Source organism: Actinoplanes sp. NPDC049316 (assembly GCF_040677315.1).
Classification (GTDB): domain Bacteria; phylum Actinomycetota; class Actinomycetes; order Mycobacteriales; family Micromonosporaceae; genus Actinoplanes.
In genome coordinates, this window is the sequence record NZ_JBFAQM010000002.1 from 394,480 (window position 1) to 412,466 (window position 17,987).

The 17,987-nt window shown below is 72.8% G+C and carries 16 protein-coding genes; 3 read left to right on the plus strand and 13 right to left on the minus strand.

The window, feature by feature from the left end; translation table 11 throughout:
• Window positions 1–177: 177 nt before the first annotated feature.
• The 10 genes from AB0K03_RS04380 to AB0K03_RS04425 form a co-directional block, all read right to left on the minus strand.
• Window positions 178–1,470, minus strand: a complete 1,293-nt coding sequence (locus AB0K03_RS04380; protein WP_364680296.1) for a Pecanex-like protein 1 — start codon at window positions 1,468–1,470, stop codon at window positions 178–180.
• Window positions 1,471–1,572: 102 nt separating this feature from the next.
• Entirely contained in the window at window positions 1,573–2,361 is a 789-nt protein-coding gene (locus AB0K03_RS04385) for a DUF4142 domain-containing protein (protein ID WP_364680299.1), read from the minus strand.
• 200 nt (window positions 2,362–2,561) lie between these two features.
• Window positions 2,562–3,266, minus strand: coding sequence for a hypothetical protein (locus tag AB0K03_RS04390; RefSeq protein ID WP_364680302.1), 705 nt, complete (start codon window positions 3,264–3,266; stop codon window positions 2,562–2,564).
• Window positions 3,267–3,531: 265 nt separating this feature from the next.
• Window positions 3,532–4,302, minus strand: a complete 771-nt coding sequence (locus AB0K03_RS04395) for a zf-HC2 domain-containing protein (protein WP_364680305.1) — start codon at window positions 4,300–4,302, stop codon at window positions 3,532–3,534.
• Window positions 4,302–4,979 (minus strand): sigma-70 family RNA polymerase sigma factor, encoded by a 678-nt coding sequence (locus AB0K03_RS04400; protein WP_364680307.1) that lies wholly within the window; start codon window positions 4,977–4,979, stop codon window positions 4,302–4,304. Before AB0K03_RS04400 ends, AB0K03_RS04395 begins: the two co-directional genes overlap by 1 nt.
• Before the next feature lie 815 nt (window positions 4,980–5,794).
• Complete coding sequence (locus tag AB0K03_RS04405) at window positions 5,795–6,766, minus strand: hypothetical protein (RefSeq protein WP_364680309.1); 972 nt, start codon at window positions 6,764–6,766, stop codon at window positions 5,795–5,797.
• Window positions 6,763–9,252, minus strand: coding sequence for an SMC family ATPase (locus AB0K03_RS04410; RefSeq protein ID WP_364680312.1), 2,490 nt, complete (start codon window positions 9,250–9,252; stop codon window positions 6,763–6,765). The genes AB0K03_RS04405 and AB0K03_RS04410 overlap by 4 nt, the downstream gene beginning before the upstream one ends.
• Window positions 9,249–10,397, minus strand: coding sequence for an exonuclease SbcCD subunit D (locus tag AB0K03_RS04415; protein ID WP_364680315.1), 1,149 nt, complete (start codon window positions 10,395–10,397; stop codon window positions 9,249–9,251). The genes AB0K03_RS04410 and AB0K03_RS04415 overlap by 4 nt, the downstream gene beginning before the upstream one ends.
• 9 nt (window positions 10,398–10,406) lie before the next feature.
• A complete protein-coding gene (locus AB0K03_RS04420) occupies window positions 10,407–12,158 on the minus strand; it encodes an ATP-binding protein (RefSeq protein ID WP_364680317.1) in 1,752 nt (583 codons plus the stop codon).
• Between the two features lie 104 nt (window positions 12,159–12,262).
• Window positions 12,263–12,955, minus strand: a complete 693-nt coding sequence (locus tag AB0K03_RS04425) for a pyrimidine reductase family protein (RefSeq protein ID WP_364680320.1) — start codon at window positions 12,953–12,955, stop codon at window positions 12,263–12,265.
• 177 nt (window positions 12,956–13,132) lie between these two features.
• Here AB0K03_RS04425 and AB0K03_RS04430 point away from each other — a divergent pair, with 177 nt between their 5' ends.
• From AB0K03_RS04430 to AB0K03_RS04440, 3 genes are all read left to right on the plus strand, one after another.
• A complete protein-coding gene (locus AB0K03_RS04430; RefSeq protein WP_364680323.1) occupies window positions 13,133–14,149 on the plus strand; it encodes a LacI family DNA-binding transcriptional regulator in 1,017 nt (338 codons plus the stop codon).
• Window positions 14,150–14,297: 148 nt separating this feature from the next.
• A complete protein-coding gene (locus AB0K03_RS04435) occupies window positions 14,298–15,059 on the plus strand; it encodes an amino acid-binding protein (RefSeq protein WP_364680326.1) in 762 nt (253 codons plus the stop codon).
• Between the two features lie 93 nt (window positions 15,060–15,152).
• Window positions 15,153–16,172: a GNAT family N-acetyltransferase gene (locus tag AB0K03_RS04440; RefSeq protein WP_364680328.1), complete on the plus strand. Its 1,020-nt coding sequence runs from the start codon at window positions 15,153–15,155 to the stop codon at window positions 16,170–16,172.
• A gap of 55 nt (window positions 16,173–16,227) precedes the next feature.
• Here the strand turns inward: AB0K03_RS04440 and AB0K03_RS04445 are convergent, their stop codons facing one another.
• The 3 genes from AB0K03_RS04445 to bioB are packed head-to-tail and all read right to left on the minus strand — an operon-like array spanning window position 16,228 to window position 17,973.
• Entirely contained in the window at window positions 16,228–16,734 is a 507-nt protein-coding gene (locus AB0K03_RS04445; RefSeq protein ID WP_364680725.1) for a GNAT family protein, read from the minus strand.
• Between the two features lie 58 nt (window positions 16,735–16,792).
• The gene (locus tag AB0K03_RS04450; protein WP_364680331.1) at window positions 16,793–16,981 is read right to left on the minus strand and encodes a hypothetical protein; all 189 of its coding nucleotides are present in this window, start codon (window positions 16,979–16,981) and stop codon (window positions 16,793–16,795) included.
• A complete protein-coding gene (bioB, locus tag AB0K03_RS04455; RefSeq protein WP_364680334.1) occupies window positions 16,978–17,973 on the minus strand; it encodes a biotin synthase BioB in 996 nt (331 codons plus the stop codon). The genes AB0K03_RS04450 and bioB overlap by 4 nt, the downstream gene beginning before the upstream one ends.
• Window positions 17,974–17,987: the final 14 nt, after the last annotated feature.

Here is a 17,987-nt window from a genome sequence, read left to right on the forward strand (position 1 = left end):
GTTCCCGCGCCTCCTTTCGTCAGCCGATTACCTACTCGGACCGCCTGCCGCGGGTGCCGTCCTCAGGGGGATGGACGGCGTCCGGGTTCCGACGGGGGGTCCCCGGCGGGGCGGCGCCATGTCAGAGGTGGCGCGGCCCCGCGGGGTTCGGTTCCCGGGTGCGGCAGGGCTCCGTACCTAGTTGTTGTTGCCGTTGCGACCGCCGTTGCGGCCACCGTTCTGGTCCTGCTGCTGGTTCTGGTCCTGCTGCTGGCCGCCCTGCTGCTGGTCCTGCTGCTGGCCGCCCTGCTGCTGGCCCTGGTCCTGGCCGCCCTGCTGCTGACCCTGGTCCTGGCCACCGTTGTTCTGGCCGCCCTGGTCGCCGTTGCCGCCGCCGCCGACCTCGATGCGGACCGCGTCGAAGGCGGGGGTCTGGTTGGCGCGCTGCATCATCGGGATGCGGTGCGAGCCGTCACCGGCCCACGAGGCGCACTGGGCGGTGCCCTGCTGCGGCAGGCCCGGGACCTGGATCGTCACGGTGTCGGGGGCCCGGCCGCCCTGCCGGTCCTCGGTCGCGACGAAGAACGCGGGGACCGGAGCGGGGTCCGGGGCCTCGTTGGTGCTGTCCAGCATGCGGCAGGCGGTGTGGAAGTGGCCGCGGACGATGCCGTCCTGCAGCACGGCGGACTCGACGTAGTAGCCACCCTGGCCGGCCGCGAGGAACCGGTCGCGGATCAGGTTGCGGGTGCTCACCTTGAGGGTGAACGGCGTGTTCGGCTGAACCTGGGCCGGCGCCTCGGTGATGAGCAGCGACGGGTTGTTCTCCTGCGCGCCGACCTCACCGAACGCGGTGGAGACGCAGCGGTTGCCGTTCTGGAAGCCGTCGTGCGGCGTCAGCCGGCTGGTGGCGCAGCTGTTGGTCAGGATGCCCAGACCAGCGCCCGGGGGCGGGGTCGCGGCGCCGCCACCGTTGTTACCACCGTTGTTACCACCGTTGTTACCACCGTTGTCGCCGCCGTTCTGGCCGCCGTTCTGGCCGCCGTTCTGGCCGCCACCGTTCTGGCCACCGTTCTGGCCGCCGGCCGCGGTGCTGTTCGACGGGGCCGGGTTCGCACCGCCGCCACCCTGGTTGTTACCACCCTGGTTGTTGCCGGCGTTCTGCATCACCCACTGGCGGCAGCGGGCACGCATCTGCTCGGTGGTCGGGACGTCGCCCGAGCCGTCGTCGGCGTGCTGGGTCACCCGGCCCTTGTTCGTGGTGTAGGTGCCCCGCCGCGTCTCGGTCGAGAGCTTCGACTTCTTCGGCGCCTGGATGTTGTTGCAAGCGGCCAGAGCGCGCTGGGTCGAACGCTTCGTGCTCGCGTCCGACACCTGCGTGACGGTGACGATGCCGCCGAAGGCAACCAAGGTGGCTACCGCGGCGATGATCCGGCGCCGACCGGTGAACCACTTGGAGTACTTGGATTCGCGCCGGTACTGCGACCTTCGCATTGCTGACACCTTTCTCTGTCCACACGTGGCGGGCGGTGGAGCCGCCTGGAGGTACTGCCGTACGGCCTGGTCGGCTGGCCAGGTCGGGAACCGTTCGCGGGGCTACCGCGCCCGGAAGATGCGCATGGTGGTCACCACGCCGGCCACGAGCGCGCCGGCGAGGACGAGCAGGATGACCGAGGTACTCACGCCCGGTACGCCACCCGAGCTGCTCGCCGCGGCGAGCATCGCGTTGTCGACCGGGACCGGCCCATTGGCGGCGGCCGGCGGCGGAAGCGTCGGCAGCTGGGAGTAGTCGACGACGCCGGTGCTCTCCAGCAGGGTCATGTGCGTCATGACGAACTGGTTGGCCTGCTGCGCCAGCCTGCGCACCGAGTCGTTGCGGGTGCTGGACCGGATCGTCGCGATCGCCGGGAAGATCTTGCCGTGCGCCGCGCGGAGCCGGTCGACGTAGATCTGGTCGAACTGCCGGCTCGTGGGCGCGTTGCGCATCTCGTTGAGCCAGCCCTGCTGATCGCCGTTCGGCTGATTCGGCAGCGCGACGCCCAGCTTCTTGGCGACCGCGATGTCGAGCTTGTCGAGCACGACGTGCTGGGCCGAGATGGCGCGGCCGATCTCCTGGATCTTCGGGTTCTCCGACTTCTCGGCGGCCATGTTGCCGGCCGGGATCTCCCACAGGCCGGCGAGCCGGACCTTGATGACGAAGTCCCGGTCCGCCGGGGTGACCGTGCCGGCTCCGTTGTCGGTCAGCCCGTCGTTCGGCGGGACCGGCACCGGCGTCGCATCGGCTGCCCGGGCAGCGCCGGCGGGAGCCAGCAGGAACGCCAGGGTCATTGCCGAGACGCCCACCAGCCAGCGCTGAAGCCGGCGAGAAGAGCGAGCGGCAATCATGTATCACACCTCCGACGACGGTGGGGAAACGATTCCGGCGAACCGCGGTGGAACGCCGGAAACGCTATGAGCAGGTGTTGCGGTGTCGCAATGGAAAATGAACTTCTTACGCCCGACTTAAAGAGAACTTATGGGCGGTGATTCGTCATGGGTACGGCCGCCGGCGCCGATGGGAAAGCGCCGGCCGGCCGGGTTGACACTCAGTAGCTGTAGTCCGACCCGGAGCTGTCGGAACCGGCGTCGCCGCCGCTGTCCTGCGAGTCGCCGTTCTCCTCGTCGCCGGCCGGCGGGGCGACGGCCTTCGACGGCGGCGGGAGGCAGGTCAGGTTCTTCTTGCCTTCCGGCGTCACGACGAACCAGGAGCCGGCCACGTTCTGGCCCTTCCACTGGCCGGGCTTCTTGTCGCCGATGTACGTGTACAGCGGCCACTTGTCGAGGGTCAGCTGCAGGGTGCCGTCCTTGCGCTCGACCGTGCCGACGAGGTCCGAGTCGACGCCCTCGAGCTTCGGCTCCTCGCCCTTGTTGATGACCGCGGGCGGCCAGACCTTCTCGCACTCGTCGTTGCAGTTCGAGACGACCTCGGGCTTCACCTTGTCCTTGTCGAAGCGGTAGAGCACGAAGCCGTCCTCGTTCTGGACGGTCTCGCCCATGCGCTTGACCTTGGCGGCCTTGAGCTCCGTGGTGACCTCGTCCTCACTGAGCTCCGGGGCGTCGGACGCCTCGTCGGCGCCGTCCTCGGTCTCCGCGCCCGGCGTGGCGCCGGCGGTCGGCTCGGCCGTGGCGCCGGGGGTGGCGTCGACCGCGTTGGCGGCCGGCTGGGCGCCATAGTCGCTGCCGCTGTAGCCGGCGGGAGCGCAACCGGGCAGCGCGAACGCCGCCGCGATCGCGGCGCTGACGACGATCAACTTTCGCTTCTCCGGTACCACGAGAGCCCTCCAACCGATCTCTTCATCTCCGTGTTCCGCGCAGTAGTACGCGCCGGCCGCCGCAGCGGTTGAAGAATCGGGTGAATCAATTTCCCGGAAAATTCTTTGAACCGATCGCGGCCCGCGTCCGTGAATGACAGGCCCTCGCGATCATCCGTTGCACCGCGTAATGACGTCGCCGACAATGCGTACGGGCGCGAAAAAGCCCGGCCGCGTGGCGGCCGGGCTTTTGTCGACGGTGACGTCAGGGCACCCGCACGAGCGTCTCGGTGGCACCCTTCGGGTCGATCGACTGCACCTGGATGTGCGCGATGTCGGCGCGCGGCAGGGCGGTGACGGCCTGGAGCAGCAGCGGCTCCGGCTGGGCGGCGGTGCCCCAGCCCTTCTCCCCCACGGTCCAGGTCGACAGCACCTCCGAGTTGCCGTCCGTACGGACGGCGACGAGCCGGCAGGTCAGCGGGCCCTTGACGTTGGAGACGGCGAACGACACCTGGGTGCCCCAGTCCTTCGGCTCGAAGCCCACCGAGGCGGTCACGTTGGTCCGCGAGTCCGTGTTGGTGAGCACCTCGCCGGCCAGCGGCGTACCGCCGAGACCGCCCTTGGCCAGCGGCAGCGGGTCGAGGTTCTTGCTGGACCGCGGCGGCGCCGCCTGCGGGCTCTGCTGGTCGGGGGCCATCCACTGCGCCCCGGCGAAGAGCGCGCCGATGGACAGCATGGCGAAGACCACGACCGCCGCGGCCAGCGAATAGAGCCGTCGGCTGTTGGCCCGCCGCCGCTCCTGCCGCACCTCGCCGATCATCTTCTTCAGGACCATGCCGTCGCGGCGCGACTGCTCGGTGGCCACCAGAGCGTCGGCGTCGACATCCGAGAGGATGTCCACCACCGGCAGCAGGGACTCCAGCTCGATCGCGCACGCCGGGCAGTCGATCAGATGGTCCTCGAAGCGGGCGGCGTCGCGCTCGTCGAGCACGCCCAGGGCGTACGCGGCGACGTCGAAGTGCTGTTCCTGTGTCATTACTCCGTCACCCCCCGCTGCTGCAGAGCCGTACGCAGGGCCCGCAGGGCGTAGTACACACGCGACTTCGCCGTACCCAGAGGCAGGCCGAGAACCTCGGCGGCCTCCGGAACGGTGCGGCCGCGGAAGTACGTCTCGACGAGGATCTCCCGGTGCGACTGGCTCAGCGTACGCAGGGCATCCGTGACCGTCATCAGCTGCAGGACCCGATCCGTGTCGTCGGCCGTACTGGGGAAGCTCTCCAGCTCCCGGTCGTACGTCTCCGGCGGGCGGGCGCTGACGCTGCGGTGGTCGTCGATCGCGATCCGCCGGGCCACCGTGACCAGCCAGGGCCGCAGCGACTGCTGCCCCTGGGCGCCGAGGCGGTGGGCATTGCGCCACGCCCGCAGCAGCGTCTCCTGCACGATGTCCTCGGCCCGCTGCCGGTCCCCGCCGGTGAGGCGGAGCACGAACATCAGCAGCGGTCCCGCATGCTCCTCGTAGAGCATCCGGACGAGTGTGTCCTCGTGACTCGCGGTCGCGGACCCGGCCTCATGGCGGGCCTGTCGCGGCATCACGGCGTCATCATTGTCCGCACCACGGCCTCCGTCGAGCGCCTGCCACCGGCCCCCGGAACGCTGCTGCGTCATGACGCGCTCCCCAGCCGGCGCGAGCCGCTCCATGACCGTCGCATGCATCGATTCCTCCTGCCGGTGCTTTCCCCGTCGCCTGTCATACGGCCGGGGGCACCCGCCGGGATCAAAGCGTGCGGGAAAAATTCCGGGATCCTGGGAGGCGGGGCGGCATCGACACGCAGTCGCAAGAGGGTCCTCCGGTTCCAGGGACGTCAGGCACACCGGACCACCGCCGGAGCGGGCAGGCCGGGGCGCGCATGGGGGGCGCAACATCCATCCATAGGTCCCGATATGGGCCTAGGGGCACGCGAATAATACTCAGCGTCGAGCCGGAGTCGACAGACGCGCGGTGCGCACTCTCCGCGCTCGATGGATCCATTGTCGGCGGGGCGTCATGCCGCGATCACCGAAGGTCGTGGATCACGGTTCAGAGCTTCGCTAGGAGTAGTACGGCGGCGACGGTGAGCAGGTCCGCCACTTACCGCCGAAAGGGATGAAAGCTTCATATCGCCCCTCCGCAGGGTGGTGCTGCGGTGTGGCGTCGGCCGACCCGCCGCCTTCCGCTGGGCCGACCGGCGGTCCGAACCGGCCGGGCGGCGGTCCGAACGGTCGACCGCGGCGGGTCCGGCCAGGCGAACCCGCCAGCGGCCCACGATGCGGACACCGCGCACCACCCGCCCGCCAGCCGCCGCTCCATTGACCAACCCCGCCGGCCGCCCGCTTCGCCGACCAACCATGCCGGCCGCCGCTTCGCCGACCAACCACGCCGGCCGCCGCTTCGCCGACCAACCACCACCTCACCCGCCGGCCGCCACTCCGCCGACCAACCACCGCCTCGCCCGCCGACGCGCCGCAGCTCGGCCGTGACGGCTCGGCCGTCAGCGGTTGCGGGCCGTGGCCAGCGTCAGAGCCCGGTGCAGCACCCGCGCGTCCCCCAGCATCCCGCGCAGCCGCCGCTCCAGCCCGGCGATCGGCACCAGGTTCTGCGGGGCCCGCGGGTCCTTGTACGCCGACGACGCGAACCGCGGCAGCGTCGCCACGGACAGCTCGGCCAGCTCGATGGCCTCGTCGGGGGTCAGGTCCGGCGAGCATTCCACCCGGACGATGCCCGACCACGGGGCTCCGGAGGCCCCGGGCAGGCGCAGGTACCACGACCAGCCGCCCCAGACCGTGCCGAGCGCGAACACCGGGGTGCGCTGGCCCGGGCGCAACGCCGTGACCACCTGGGTCAGCTGGGCCGGCAGGTACTGCTTCTGCTGCGTCTTGACGTAGCCGATGGTGCGGGGCAGCTGGCGGCGGTTGCGCAGCGGGCCGTCGACCACCAGGAGGTCCGCGCCGTCGGAGCCGTGGTGGCGGGCCTCGCCGGAGATCTCGATCTCGAGGGCGGTGAGCGGGGCCTGGACGGCCGCGGGGAGTTTGCTCGCCTCGCCGGTGCCGCCGACCCGGTGGATCTCGTAGCGCACGGAGCCCGCCTGGACGTCGCCGGCCGACGGGCTGGCGGTGAACAGGCCGCGGGCGACCCGCGCGCCGGCCAGCTCGGCCACGCCGTTGCGCAGGTCGCAGCGGACGACGCCGGCCGCGTACGAGGCGGCGAGGCCGGCGTACGACTGGCCGTCCTCCTCGGCGGTCCAGAGGCCGGCGTCGTTGCGGCGTACGCCGTCGACGAGGAACACCACGTCAGGGCAGCGCACCCGCGGCGACACGTCGATCGGCGCCCACTGGGCCGCGGGCACCTCCACGTCCGCGTCGACCTGGGCGCTGCTGGGCGAGGCGGGGCCGTCGGAGCCGTCGCCACCCTCGAACGACGCCCCGTACGCCGGGTCCCACGCGTCGACGAACATCCTGGTCACAGGCCCACCCGCTCGACGTGCGCCGTACGCGCGTCCTTGTGCACCTCGAAGCGCACCGGCACCCGTTCCGCCAAGGCGTGCACGTGGGTGACCACCCCGACCATCCGGTCGCCGCGGGCGGCGAGGTTCTCCAGCGTCGCCGCCACGACGTCGAGGGTCGCGGCGTCGAGGGTGCCGAACCCCTCGTCCAGCACGATGGACTCGAGGCTCGCCGCCGTGGTGGACATGCCGGCGAGCTGCTCGGACAGCGCGAGGGCCAGGGCCAGCGACGCCTGGAACGTCTCGCCGCCGGACAGCGTGCGGACGCCCCGGCGCAAGCCCGCGTCGTGGTGGTCGATCACGTAGAACTCGCCCTTGTCGTGCATGAGGTCGTACTGGCCGCCGGTGAGCTCGCGCAGGATCCGGGAGGCGCCGTCCACGAGCAGGTCGAGCGCCTCCTCGAGCAGCCAGCGCTCGAAGTTGTTGGCGCGCAGGTGCCCGGCGAGGGACTTGGCGACCCGGCCGTCGCGGACGAGCGCGGCACGCTGTTCGGCGTACCGCTGCGCTTCCTCGCGGCGGTCCACCAGCCGCTGCCAGGCGGCCTGGGCGCGCTCCGCGGCGACCGCGGCGGCCCGGATGAGGTCGGCGTCGGAGCCGCTCCGCGGGGCCGGGACACCGGTGTCGGCGAAGAGCGCGACGACGGCGGCCCTTTCCCGCTGGGTGTCGGCGTGCGCCGCCTCCACCGCGGCGACCGCCGCCGCGCGTGCGGTCTCCCGCTGAGCGGCCGAGCCGCGCGCCCAGCCGACCAGCGCCGTCCAGGCTCCGGTGAGGTCGTCGCGATCGGCCGGCGGCGGGGAGAACCGGGCCACGGCGTCGCGGACGGTGTCGAAGGAGCGCCACGCCGTCCGCTGCTGCTCCTCGGCGGCCGCCACCGCGGCCTGGGCGCGACGCTGGGCCTCGCGGGCCGCACGCACGTCGGCGCCCGCGTCGTCGAGCTTGCGCTGCAGCTTCGTCAGCTCGGCGAGCCGGGCCCGCAGCGCGTCGGCGCCGGGCGAGCCGGCCAGCCCGGCCTGCACCTCGGCGAGCCGGGCCTTGTGCTGCTCGAACTGGGCCCGCTTGCGGTCGAGGCCGCGCTCCAGCTCGCGGGCCACGGCGTCGCGCTGCTTCCACGCCGTGGAGGCGACGTCCGCGGCCGCGCGGGCCGCCTTGCCCTGCTGCTCGGCGACCTTCACCGCGGAGCCCTCGGACATCGGGGGTACGGTCGCGACCGGCTGGGTGCACACCGGACAGTCGTCGCCGGCCTTCAGGTGGGCGCGCAGCGCGGCGGCGCGGTCCACGGTCTGCGCTTCGGCGTAGTCCAGCCGGGCCTGTTCGAGCAGCTGCTCGGCTCCGAGGCGGGCGGCGTGGGCCAGCTCGGCGGCGGCGATCGCGTCCTTGTACTCCACCTCGGCGACCGAGACCTCACCGGCGAACCACTCGGCCTGGCCGGTCAGCCGGTCGAACTCGACGTGACGGTCCAGCAGCAGCCCGAGCGAGCCCGCGTCACCGGCCGCCGCGAGCTCACCGCGTACCTTCTCCTCGTGTTCCTCGGCGGCCCGCACGGCCGTGGCCGCCTCCGCGGCCCGGTCCCGCGCGGCGGCCGCGGCCTCGGCGATCTTCGCGCTGCCGGCCGGCATGGTGACCCGGCTCAGGACGGCGAGCTCCTCGGCGATCGCGTCGCGCGCGGCGGCCAGCTCGGTCTCGCGCTCGCGTACGGCGCGCAGCCGCGGCACCGCCGCCTCGACGGCCGCCGTGAGCTGCCGCATCGCCGCGACCCGCTCGGCCGCGGCCGCCACCGCCTCCTCATCGGCGTCGGCGAGGCCGGCCAGGGCTTGGTCCACGACGGCGAGCTGGGCCTCCGCCTTCGTGGCGCGAGTGGAGGCACGGGTCTGCACCTCCTCGTAGACGTGCAGGCCGAGCAGGTTCACCAGGATCTGCTGCCGGGTCGCCGGCTTGGCGTGCAGGAAGTCGGCGAACTGGCCCTGCGGCAGCACGACACAGCTGGTGAACTGCTCGTACGGCAGCCCCACCGCCTCCACGACCGCGCGGTCCATCTCGGCCGGCGTGCCCGCGAGCACGTCGCCGAGGTCGTCGAGGCTCATGCCGGTGTCGAGCCGGGTGACGTCGAAGCCGGGCGGCATCAGCTGCAGGCCCGCGCCGGCCGTCTTGACGCTGCCGCGGCCGTCGCGGCGCACCACCCGGGTCGCGACGTATCGCGAGCCGGCCGACTCGAAGACGAGCCGGACCCGGGCCTCGGTCGCCGACGGTGCGAGCGCGTTGACGATGCCGCGGCTGCCGCCCCACCGCGGCACGGTGCCGTAGAGGGCGAAGCAGATGCCGTCGAGCACTGTGGACTTGCCCGAGCCGGTCGGGCCGACCAGCGCGAAGTAGTCGGCGTCGGTGAAGTCCACGGTGGTCTCGTCGCGGAAGACCGTGAACCCGGCCATGTCGAGCCGCAAAGGCCTCATTGCTGGGTGCTCACCTCGTCATACAGCTCGTCGAAGAGTTCGCGGACGCCTTCCTCGGCGTTGCCGCGGCTGTCCAGGTAGTCGCCGAAGAGTTGCCGCGGCGAGCGGCCGGCACGTTGTGCCGTCTGCTTGCCGGGCTCGGGAACCATGTCCGGGTCGATGCGCACCTCGAGCGCGTTGGGCAGGAGCTCCTGCACGTCCTCGCGCAGGCCCACCCGCGGTGTCTCACGGACGTAGACACGCAGCCACGCCTCCGGAAGGTTCACCGTGGCGAGCTGATCGAGGCTGCCCCGGACGGTTCGCAGGGTCCGCGCCGAGGTCAGCGGCACGTCGCGCACCTGGGCCGCCTTCTCGGTGGAGACGTCGACGATCGCGACCGAGCAGACGTTCTCCTCCTCGCCGAAGTCGACGGCGAGCGGGCTGCCGCTGTAGCGCACCGGGCACGGGCCGATGACCCGCTGCGATCGGTGCAGGTGACCCAGCGCCACGTAATGCGCGTTCGCCGGGAAGACCGTGGCCGGCACGGCGTAGCCCATCACCGTGTGCGCCTCGCGCTCGCCGCCGCCCGCGCTGGCGCCGACGATCGTGAGGTGGGCGGTGAGCAGGTTGACCACGCCGGGCTCGTCGAAGCCCTCGGCGAGGCGGGCGATCAGCCGGGCGATGTGGTCCGCGTACGTCTGGTTGGCCTCGGCCGCGGTCAGGTCGTACATCTCCACGGCGCGGATCGCGTAGCGCTGGGAGAGGAACGGCAGCGCCGCCAGCTGCCAGCGCTCGCCGGACGCCGTCTCACCACGGATGATCAGGTCCTCGGGCTTGTCCCGCACCGAGCCGCGCAGCTCGATGCCGGCCGCGTCGGCCCACGGCCGCAGCGCGTCGAGCGCCGGCCCGTTGTCGTGGTTGCCCCCGATGGCGACGACCCGGGCGCCGGTCTGCCGCAGCGCCGACAGGGCCCGGGTGACCACCCGGGTCGAGTCCGGCGACGGCGCGGCCGTGTCGTACAGGTCGCCGGCCACGATGACCAGGTCGGGCCGCTCCGCCCGGGCGATCTCGACGAGCTGGGCGAGCACCTTGATGTGCTCCTCGTGGCGGGGCCGCCCTTTGAGGACCTTTCCGACATGCCAGTCGGACGTGTGCAGGATGCGCATCGCGAAACCCTAGAACGGAATGTCGTCGTCCGGCGAACCGCCGCGGCCACCGACCACCGCGAACGGGTCGACGCCCTGGACGATCGAGCGGAGACTGCCCGCGGGCGGCGGGCCGGACTCGGACTTGCGGGTGGCCCAGGCCGGGAACGGGAACTCCACGCAGAGCGGCACCGGGATGTCCGGCTGGTTGACGAACATCGTGCCGGGCCGGGCCAGCAGCGCGCGCTGGCGCATGGCCGGGGGCAGGAAGCCGTACTCCGGGCGGGAGGCCTCGGCGGGGTCGAGGCGGCCGACGACGCGGATCGCCGAGTTGGTGACGATGCGGCGCTCGACCTCACTGGCGGTCTGCTGGGCCCCGATGAGGATGACGCCCAGGGACCGGCCGCGCTCGGCGATGTCGAGCAGCACCTCCTTGATCGGCGAGGAGCCCTCGCGAGGCGCGTACTTGTTGAGCTCGTCGAGGACGACGAAGAGCAGCGGCCGGCCGGTGCCCGACTTCTCCTTGTCGTCGAACTCGGTCTTCAGCGTTACGCCGACCACGAAGCGCTGCGCGCGGTCGGGCAGGTTGTGCAGGTCGACGACGGTGACCTGGGCGCTCTCGGCGGTCTTGATCTGGTGCGGCCGGCGGGCGGCGAGGTCGCCGCGGATCAGCCGGGACAGGTCCCGCTTGCTGCCGATGAGCCGGCGGGCGAACGCGTTGACCGTGCCCATGTTGACCGCGCTGCCGGCCCAGGTGGACCGGGTCTCGTCATCGGTGAGCTGGTCCACCACGTGGTCGACGAGGTCGCCGTACGACCCGAGGCGGCGCCCGTCGATGCTGATGCCGCCCTCCGCGGCGACCGCGTGCCGGGCCAGGTGCGCGGTCACCGAGTGCACGACCATCGTGTACTGCTGGCGCTCGTCGTCGGCGTCGGCGAACACGTACGGCAGGAGCCGGTTGGCGCAGAACTCCTCGAGCGTCCAGTAGAAGCTGTCGACGCCGGTGAGCCGGCTGTTGACGTCGGGCGCGCCCGAGGAGTCGCCGGCCCGGGGCGGCGCGTACACCCGCACGTCGGGGAAAGCGGTCGCGGGCAGGTCGAGCAGCTTGTACGCCGAGGTGGTGACATCGTCCAGCTTGGTGTTGCCGTGGTCGAGGAAGAGCAGGTCCTCGCCCTTGACGTTGAAGATCAGCGCCCGCGCGTTGGTGCCGTCGGCGCCCAGCGCCCCGGACCGGAAGACCGAGTAGAGCAGGAACGTCGCGAAGCTGGTCTTGGTCGCCACGCCCGAGATGCCGGAGATCGACACGTGCGCGCCGCGGGTGCCGTCGAGGAAGTCGGCGTTGAGGAACACCGGGACGCCGTCGCGGCCGGTGCCCATCGGCACCCGGCGCTCCATCCGGTCGAAGTGCAGCGCCGCGTCCCGCGCGGAGCCGGAGGCCCGCCGCACGACCGCTCCGGGGGCGGGTGGCACATACAGCTCCGGGTCGACGCGGGTGGTGGTGACCTCCGCGGCCTCCTGGACGAGCGCGGGCAGGGTGCCCTCGGCGATGGCGAAGACGTCCGAGTCGAACTGGGCGCCCTCGTGCCGCGCGCGGACCTGGGTGACCACGCCGGCGATCGTCACCGGCTCCCGGTCCGGCAGGTCGCGGGTGGTCACGACCACGTCGTCGAGCTGCAGGTAGCTGCCCGGCGTCACGGCCGTCCAGAACTGCAACGGGGTGGCGTCGGCGGTGCCGAGCACCCGCCCGACCGGCTCGCTCGCTTCGGTTGCTTCGTCAGACACGCCGATCATGTTGCACCAGAGGTACGACACTTGTCGGACGCCCGGTGGGTTGGCACGCCGTGTCCACAACTTCTAGGGGTCATCCACAGGTTTGTCCACAAGAACTAGGTGCTGCGGGCGTACCTCAGGAAGAGCTCGTCGTCCTCGGAGAGGATGCTGCGCAGCGCCAGGCGCCGCGCCGGGCCGTCGGTCCCGGCCGCGATGCGGCCCGCGGTGCCGCCGGCGAGCAGCGGCGAGACGGTCAGGCACACCTCGTCGACGAGGTCCGCTTCGATGAGCGAGCCGAACAACCGGGGGCCGCCCTCGCAGAGCAGCTGGGTGGCGCCGCGGCGGTGCAGCTCGGCCACCATCGCGGCGAGGTCGACCTTCTCGTCACCGAGCGGCAGGATCTCCGTGACGTCGGCGAGGCCGGCCGGCGGCACCGCGCGTGAGGTGGTGACGACCAGGGGCCGGATCGGGGCGTCGGAGAAGATCAGCTGGCCGGGGTCGAGGTCGAGCGAGCCGGAGACCACCACCATCAGCGGGAATTCGGGTAGCCCCTGCGAACGCCGCCAGGCCCGGCCCGCCTCGTCCAGGCGCAGCGCGTCGTACTTCTCGGCGCGTACGGTGCCGGCCGCGGCGATCAGCGCGTCGCAGGTCATCCGCAACATGTCGAAGATCTGTTTGTCGCCCGGACCGCCCAGCGCGCCGGACTTGCCGTCCACGGTCACGGCTCCGTCGACGCTGGCGACGAAGTTGACGCGCAGAGTCGGTTCCCCGCCACGCGGGTAGCGCGCGAGCAGGTCTTCGAGGATCATGGCGAGGCCGGGCCGGTGACGGGCGGCGTCGGCTCGACGGGCCGGTGCTGGCAGTCACACCAGGACCCGCCCCGGCAGTCCTCATGCCGTCGATCGCGGCACGCGCGGCAGATCATGTCGCAAGCCTAAGCGCGACGGGGCAGGACAGGGACCGTACGGCAGGAGAATAATGCGCCCATGACCAGGCAACCCGTCCGTTCGCCGGGACGACCCACGCTCGACGCCGTCGCGGCGCGCGCCGGTGTCGGCCGCGGCACGGCATCCCGCGTCCTGAACGGGTCCTCGCAGGTCAGCCCGCAGGCCAAGGCAGCCGTCGAGGCGGCCATCGTCGAACTGGGGTACGTGCCCAACCGGGCCGCGCGCTCGCTGGTCACCCAGCGCACCGACTCGGTGGCCCTGGTCGTGTCCGAGTCGCAGGAGCGCGTCTTCGGCGAGCCGTTCTTCGCCGGCGTGCTGCGCGGCATCAACGCCGCTCTGCTGGAGACGCCGCTGCAGCTGTGGCTGGCCATGGCCGCCTCGCCCGAGCAGCGCGAGCGCGTCGAGACGCACCTGACCACCGCCCACGTCGACGGCGTGCTGCTGCTGTCCCTGCACGACGAGGACCCGCTTCCCCGGGTCCTGCGCGAGCGGGGCATGCCGTTCGTGCTCGGCGGCCGGCCGGCCAGCCCGCACCCCGACGACTTCTTCGTCGACGTGGACAACGCCGCCGGCGCGCGCAAGGCGGTCGAGTATCTGATCGCCGGCGGCGCCCGCCGCGTCGCGACGGTCGCCGGCCCGCAGGACATGGAGGTGGGCCGGGCCCGGCTCGCCGGTTACCGCGAGGCGGTGCGCGGGCCGGAGCTCATCGGGTACGGCGACTTCAGCGAGGAGGGCGGGGCGGCCGCCATGCGGTCCCTGCTCGCCCGCGAGCCGGGCCTGGACGCCGTCTTCGCCGCCTCCGACCTCATGGCCAGCGGCGCCCTGCGCGCTCTGCGGGAGGCGGGCCTGCGCGTGCCGCAGGACGTGACGCTGGTCGGCTTCGAGGACGCCCCGGTCGCCCGGCAGTGCGAGCCGCCGCTGACCACGGTCCACCAGCCGGTCGAGGAGATGGGCCGGCGCATGGCGCACCTGCTCGTGAGCCGCATCGCCGGTGATCCCGCCGGCGATTCCCACGTTCTGCTCGACACCCATCTGGTCCGTCGCGCCTCCGCCTGACCCGTCATACCCTCGGTGTGATTCACGGCATACGAGCGCCCCTTGACGGCCGGGACACGGCGCCGCAACCGGTGCGAAACGCCGCTCGGGCACGCTGAGGCCAGCTCAGACGGCACCGCCGTGCCGTCTGTCAGACGGGAGGAGTCGCATGTTGCTGCGCGTACGGGTCACTCTGCCGGACCGCCCGGGCGCCCTCGGCCAGGTAGCGCGCACGCTGGGCGTCGCCGGCGCCGACATCGTCCAGGTGGTGGTGCTGGAGCGGCTCGGCGGACGGGCCGTCGACGACTTCACCGTCGTGTGGCCGGGCGCCTCCCGCGTCGAGCGGCTCCTCGCCGGGCTCGCCGCGATCCCGGGCGTACAGGTCGACGGGGTGTGGAAGGCCATCGGCGCGCCCGTCTCCGGCGGCCACGACGCCGAGCTGCTCGCCCAGGTGGCCGCCAACCCCGGCGACGGGCTCGCCACCCTGGTCGACGCGGTGCCCGGGCTGCTCGCCGCCGACTGGGCCGCCGCCGCGGTGGTGCCGGCCGACTGGGCCGCCCGTACGGCCGCGCCGCGTCCCGCCCCACCCGGCGAGCCGTCGCTGCGCCTGTCCACCGGGAGCGAGCCGACGGTGGCGTACGCGAGCTGGCGCGCTCCCGCGCCGCTGCGCCTGCCCGAGGTCACCCCGCTGCGGGCCCGTCCGCTGACCGGCCCCGACGGCACCCGGTACGCCGTGGCCCCGTTCGGCCGCGCGGGGCTGGTGCTGCTCATCGCGCGTACGGACGACGACGACCTGCCCGCGGCCGCCTTCCACGTCACCGAGGTGGACCGGATCGCGCAGCTCGTCCGCGCCGCCGCCGTGATCCTGGGCGACCGCCTCGACCGCGCCGGTGTGCCGCCGGTCGCATCGGCTGTGACTGACCCCTCATAGTTTCCCCAGCTCAGGCAATGCGCAGGTAACACCGCAGAGGCAGGCTTACAGTCGGTTCAGGGTGCTTCGATCTGCGAAGGGACGTGCCTACCCGTGGCGCTGTGGCGGATCCGGGCGACGGTCGACGATCGGCCGGGCTACCTCTCCGTGCTGACCGCCAGCCTGGCGCTGCGGTCGGTCAACATCCTCGCCGTCCAGGTCCACACGACCGAGGAGGGCGCGGTCGACGACTTCCTCGTCGACGCTCCGGACACCATGTCGGAGCAGGAGCTGCACGCGGCGATCACCCGCGGCCGCGGCCGCGACGCCTTCGTCACCCGCGCCGAGGCGCAGGGCCTCGCCGACCAGCCGACCCGCGCGCTGGCCCTGGCCGGCCGTCTCGTGCACGACCCGGAGGCCCTGGGCGAGGCGCTCGTCGCCCTGCTCGACGCCGCCGAGGTGCGCTGGCGCCCGGCCGGCTCGGTGGTCCTGCACGGCTACGACGAGCAGCACATGACGCTGATCGACCCGGCCGGCGGGACCTACGAGGTGCTCCGGCCGGCCCCGGCGTTCACCCCGGCCGAATACGCCCGGGCCCAGGCCCTGGTCGAGGTGAGCAGCTCGGTGCTGCGCCGCTCGGCCGAGCAGACCACGCTGCTGCTGCCCGACGGCGCCGAGCTGCTGGTGCGCGAGGCCACCGCCGAAGACCTCGAGGGCGTACGCCGCCTGCACGGCTGGAGTGACGGCCGCCTGCGCCGGCTGCTGGAGCCGGCGAACGGGCTCACCCTGCTCGCGACGCACACCGACCCGGCCACCGGCGAGGAGCGCGTCGTGGCGACGGCCACCGTACGCACCGAGGGCGACCTCGGCGAGGTGGCCGTGCTCGTCGGGGCCGCGTGGCAGCGGCGGGGCATCGGGACGACGCTGCTGCGCCGCCTGATCGCGTGGGCGGCCCGCGCCGATCTCGAGGCGGTCGTCGCCCACGTCGGCGCGGAGAACGTGGCGATGCTGCGGACGTTGCGGCGGCTCGGCGCGGCCGGCCCGGCGCACCGCGACGGCGCGATGCTGAGCGTGACGCTGCCGGTCGGTGGCCGACGGCCCGCGCCGGATGAGACTCCTGCCACCTCCGGGTGACGGGTGAGAGCGGCGACGGTGGGCCCTTGCGGGTCCACCGTCGCCGAAGGGTCCGCTACCGGACCAACTCGGCGCCCAGCAGGTCCATCAGCAGCCCGTCGTGCCACGTGCCGTCGGCGCCGCGCTCGTACTGCCGCATGATCCCCACCGGGCGGAAGCCCACCTTGGCGTAACACCGGATCGCCGGCTCGTTGTCCGCCGCGGGGTCGATGACCAGCCGGTGGAACCCCTCGACGTCGATCAGGTGGGCGGCCAGCGTACGGACCGCGTCCGTGCCCATGCCCCGGCCGTGCACCGCCGGGTCGAGATAGATGTCGACGCTCGCGTGCCGGTAGTCCGGATCCTCCTCGGCCGACCACTGGATCACCCCGGCGACCCGGCCGTCCACCAGGATCGCCAGGTGGCGGTCGCCCATCTCGGCGATCGATTCGCGGATCTCGGCGGACGCGTCGTCGTCGCCGCGCCACCGCGCCCGCACCTCGGGGGTCGCCCGGATGGCGGCCAGCGCCGGCACATCGTCCTCGGTGGCCGGCCTGAGCACGACGAGCGCGCCCGTCAGCACCGGCCCGGCGGGCGCCGGCCCGCCGGAAGCCGGCCCGGCCGGAGCGGGATCGGCGCTTTCAGGAACGGCGGACACCGTGTTCCACGCAGGTCGCCGTCCAGCCGGCGGGGACCACCTGCACCTTCATCCGGCGCCGGCAGTCCGGGCAGTAGCGGGGCGGCTCCAGCTGCCGGGCCGCCGCGCACGCCGTGTGGTCGCCCTCGGCGGTCGCCTCTCCGCAGCGGTCGCAGTACACCAGGACCGTCACAGGGTCGCCGACAGCGCCTTGACCGGCATCTTGAGCTCCTGGAGCAGCTCGAGGTCCGCGGTGGCCGGGCGGCCGAGCGTCGTCAGGTAGTTGCCGACGATCACCGCGTTGATGCCGCCGAGCAGGCCGTCGCGGGTGCCCAGGTCGCCGAGCGTGATCTCGCGGCCGCCCGCGTACCGGAGGATCGTCCGCGGCATGGCCAGCCGGAACGCGGCGATGGCGCGCAGCGCGTCCTTGCCCTCCACCACCGGGCGGTCGCCGAGCGGGGTGCCCGGCCGCGGGTTGAGGAAGTTCAGCGGGACCTCGTGCGGGTCCAGCTCGGCGAGCTGCGCCGCGAACTCGGCGCGCTGCTCGACCGTCTCGCCGAGGCCCAGGATGCCGCCGCAGCAGACCTCCATGCCGGAGTCGCGGACCATCTTCAACGTGCCCCAGCGCTCCTCCCACGAATGGGTGGTGACCACGTTGGGGAAGTACGACCGGCAGGTCTCGAGGTTGTGGTTGTAGCGGTGCACGCCCATCTCGACCAGCTCGTCGACCTGCTCCTGGGTGAGCATGCCGAGGCTCGCCGCGACCTGGATGTCGACCGCGGCCTTGATCGCCGCGACGCCCTCACGCATCTGCGCCATGAGCCGCTCGTCCGGCCCGCGCACCGCCGCGACGATGCAGAACTCGGTCGCGCCGGTCGCCGCGGTCTGCTTGGCGGCCTCCACGAGGGCCGGGATGTCCAGCCAGACCGCCCGCACGGGCGAGGTGAACAGCCCCGACTGGGAGCAGAAGTGGCAGTCCTCGGGGCAGCCGCCGGTCTTGAGCGAGACGATGCCCTCGACCTCGACCTCCGGGCCGCACCACGCCATGCGCACCTCGTGCGCGAGCTGGAGCAGCTGCGGCAGATCCTCGTCGGGCAGTCGCAGCACTTCGAGGATGCCCGCCTCGTCGAGGCCGACGCCGTCAGTTAGCACCTGGGCGCGCGCCCGGTCGAGGATGTCTGGCATGGCCCGTACCCTAC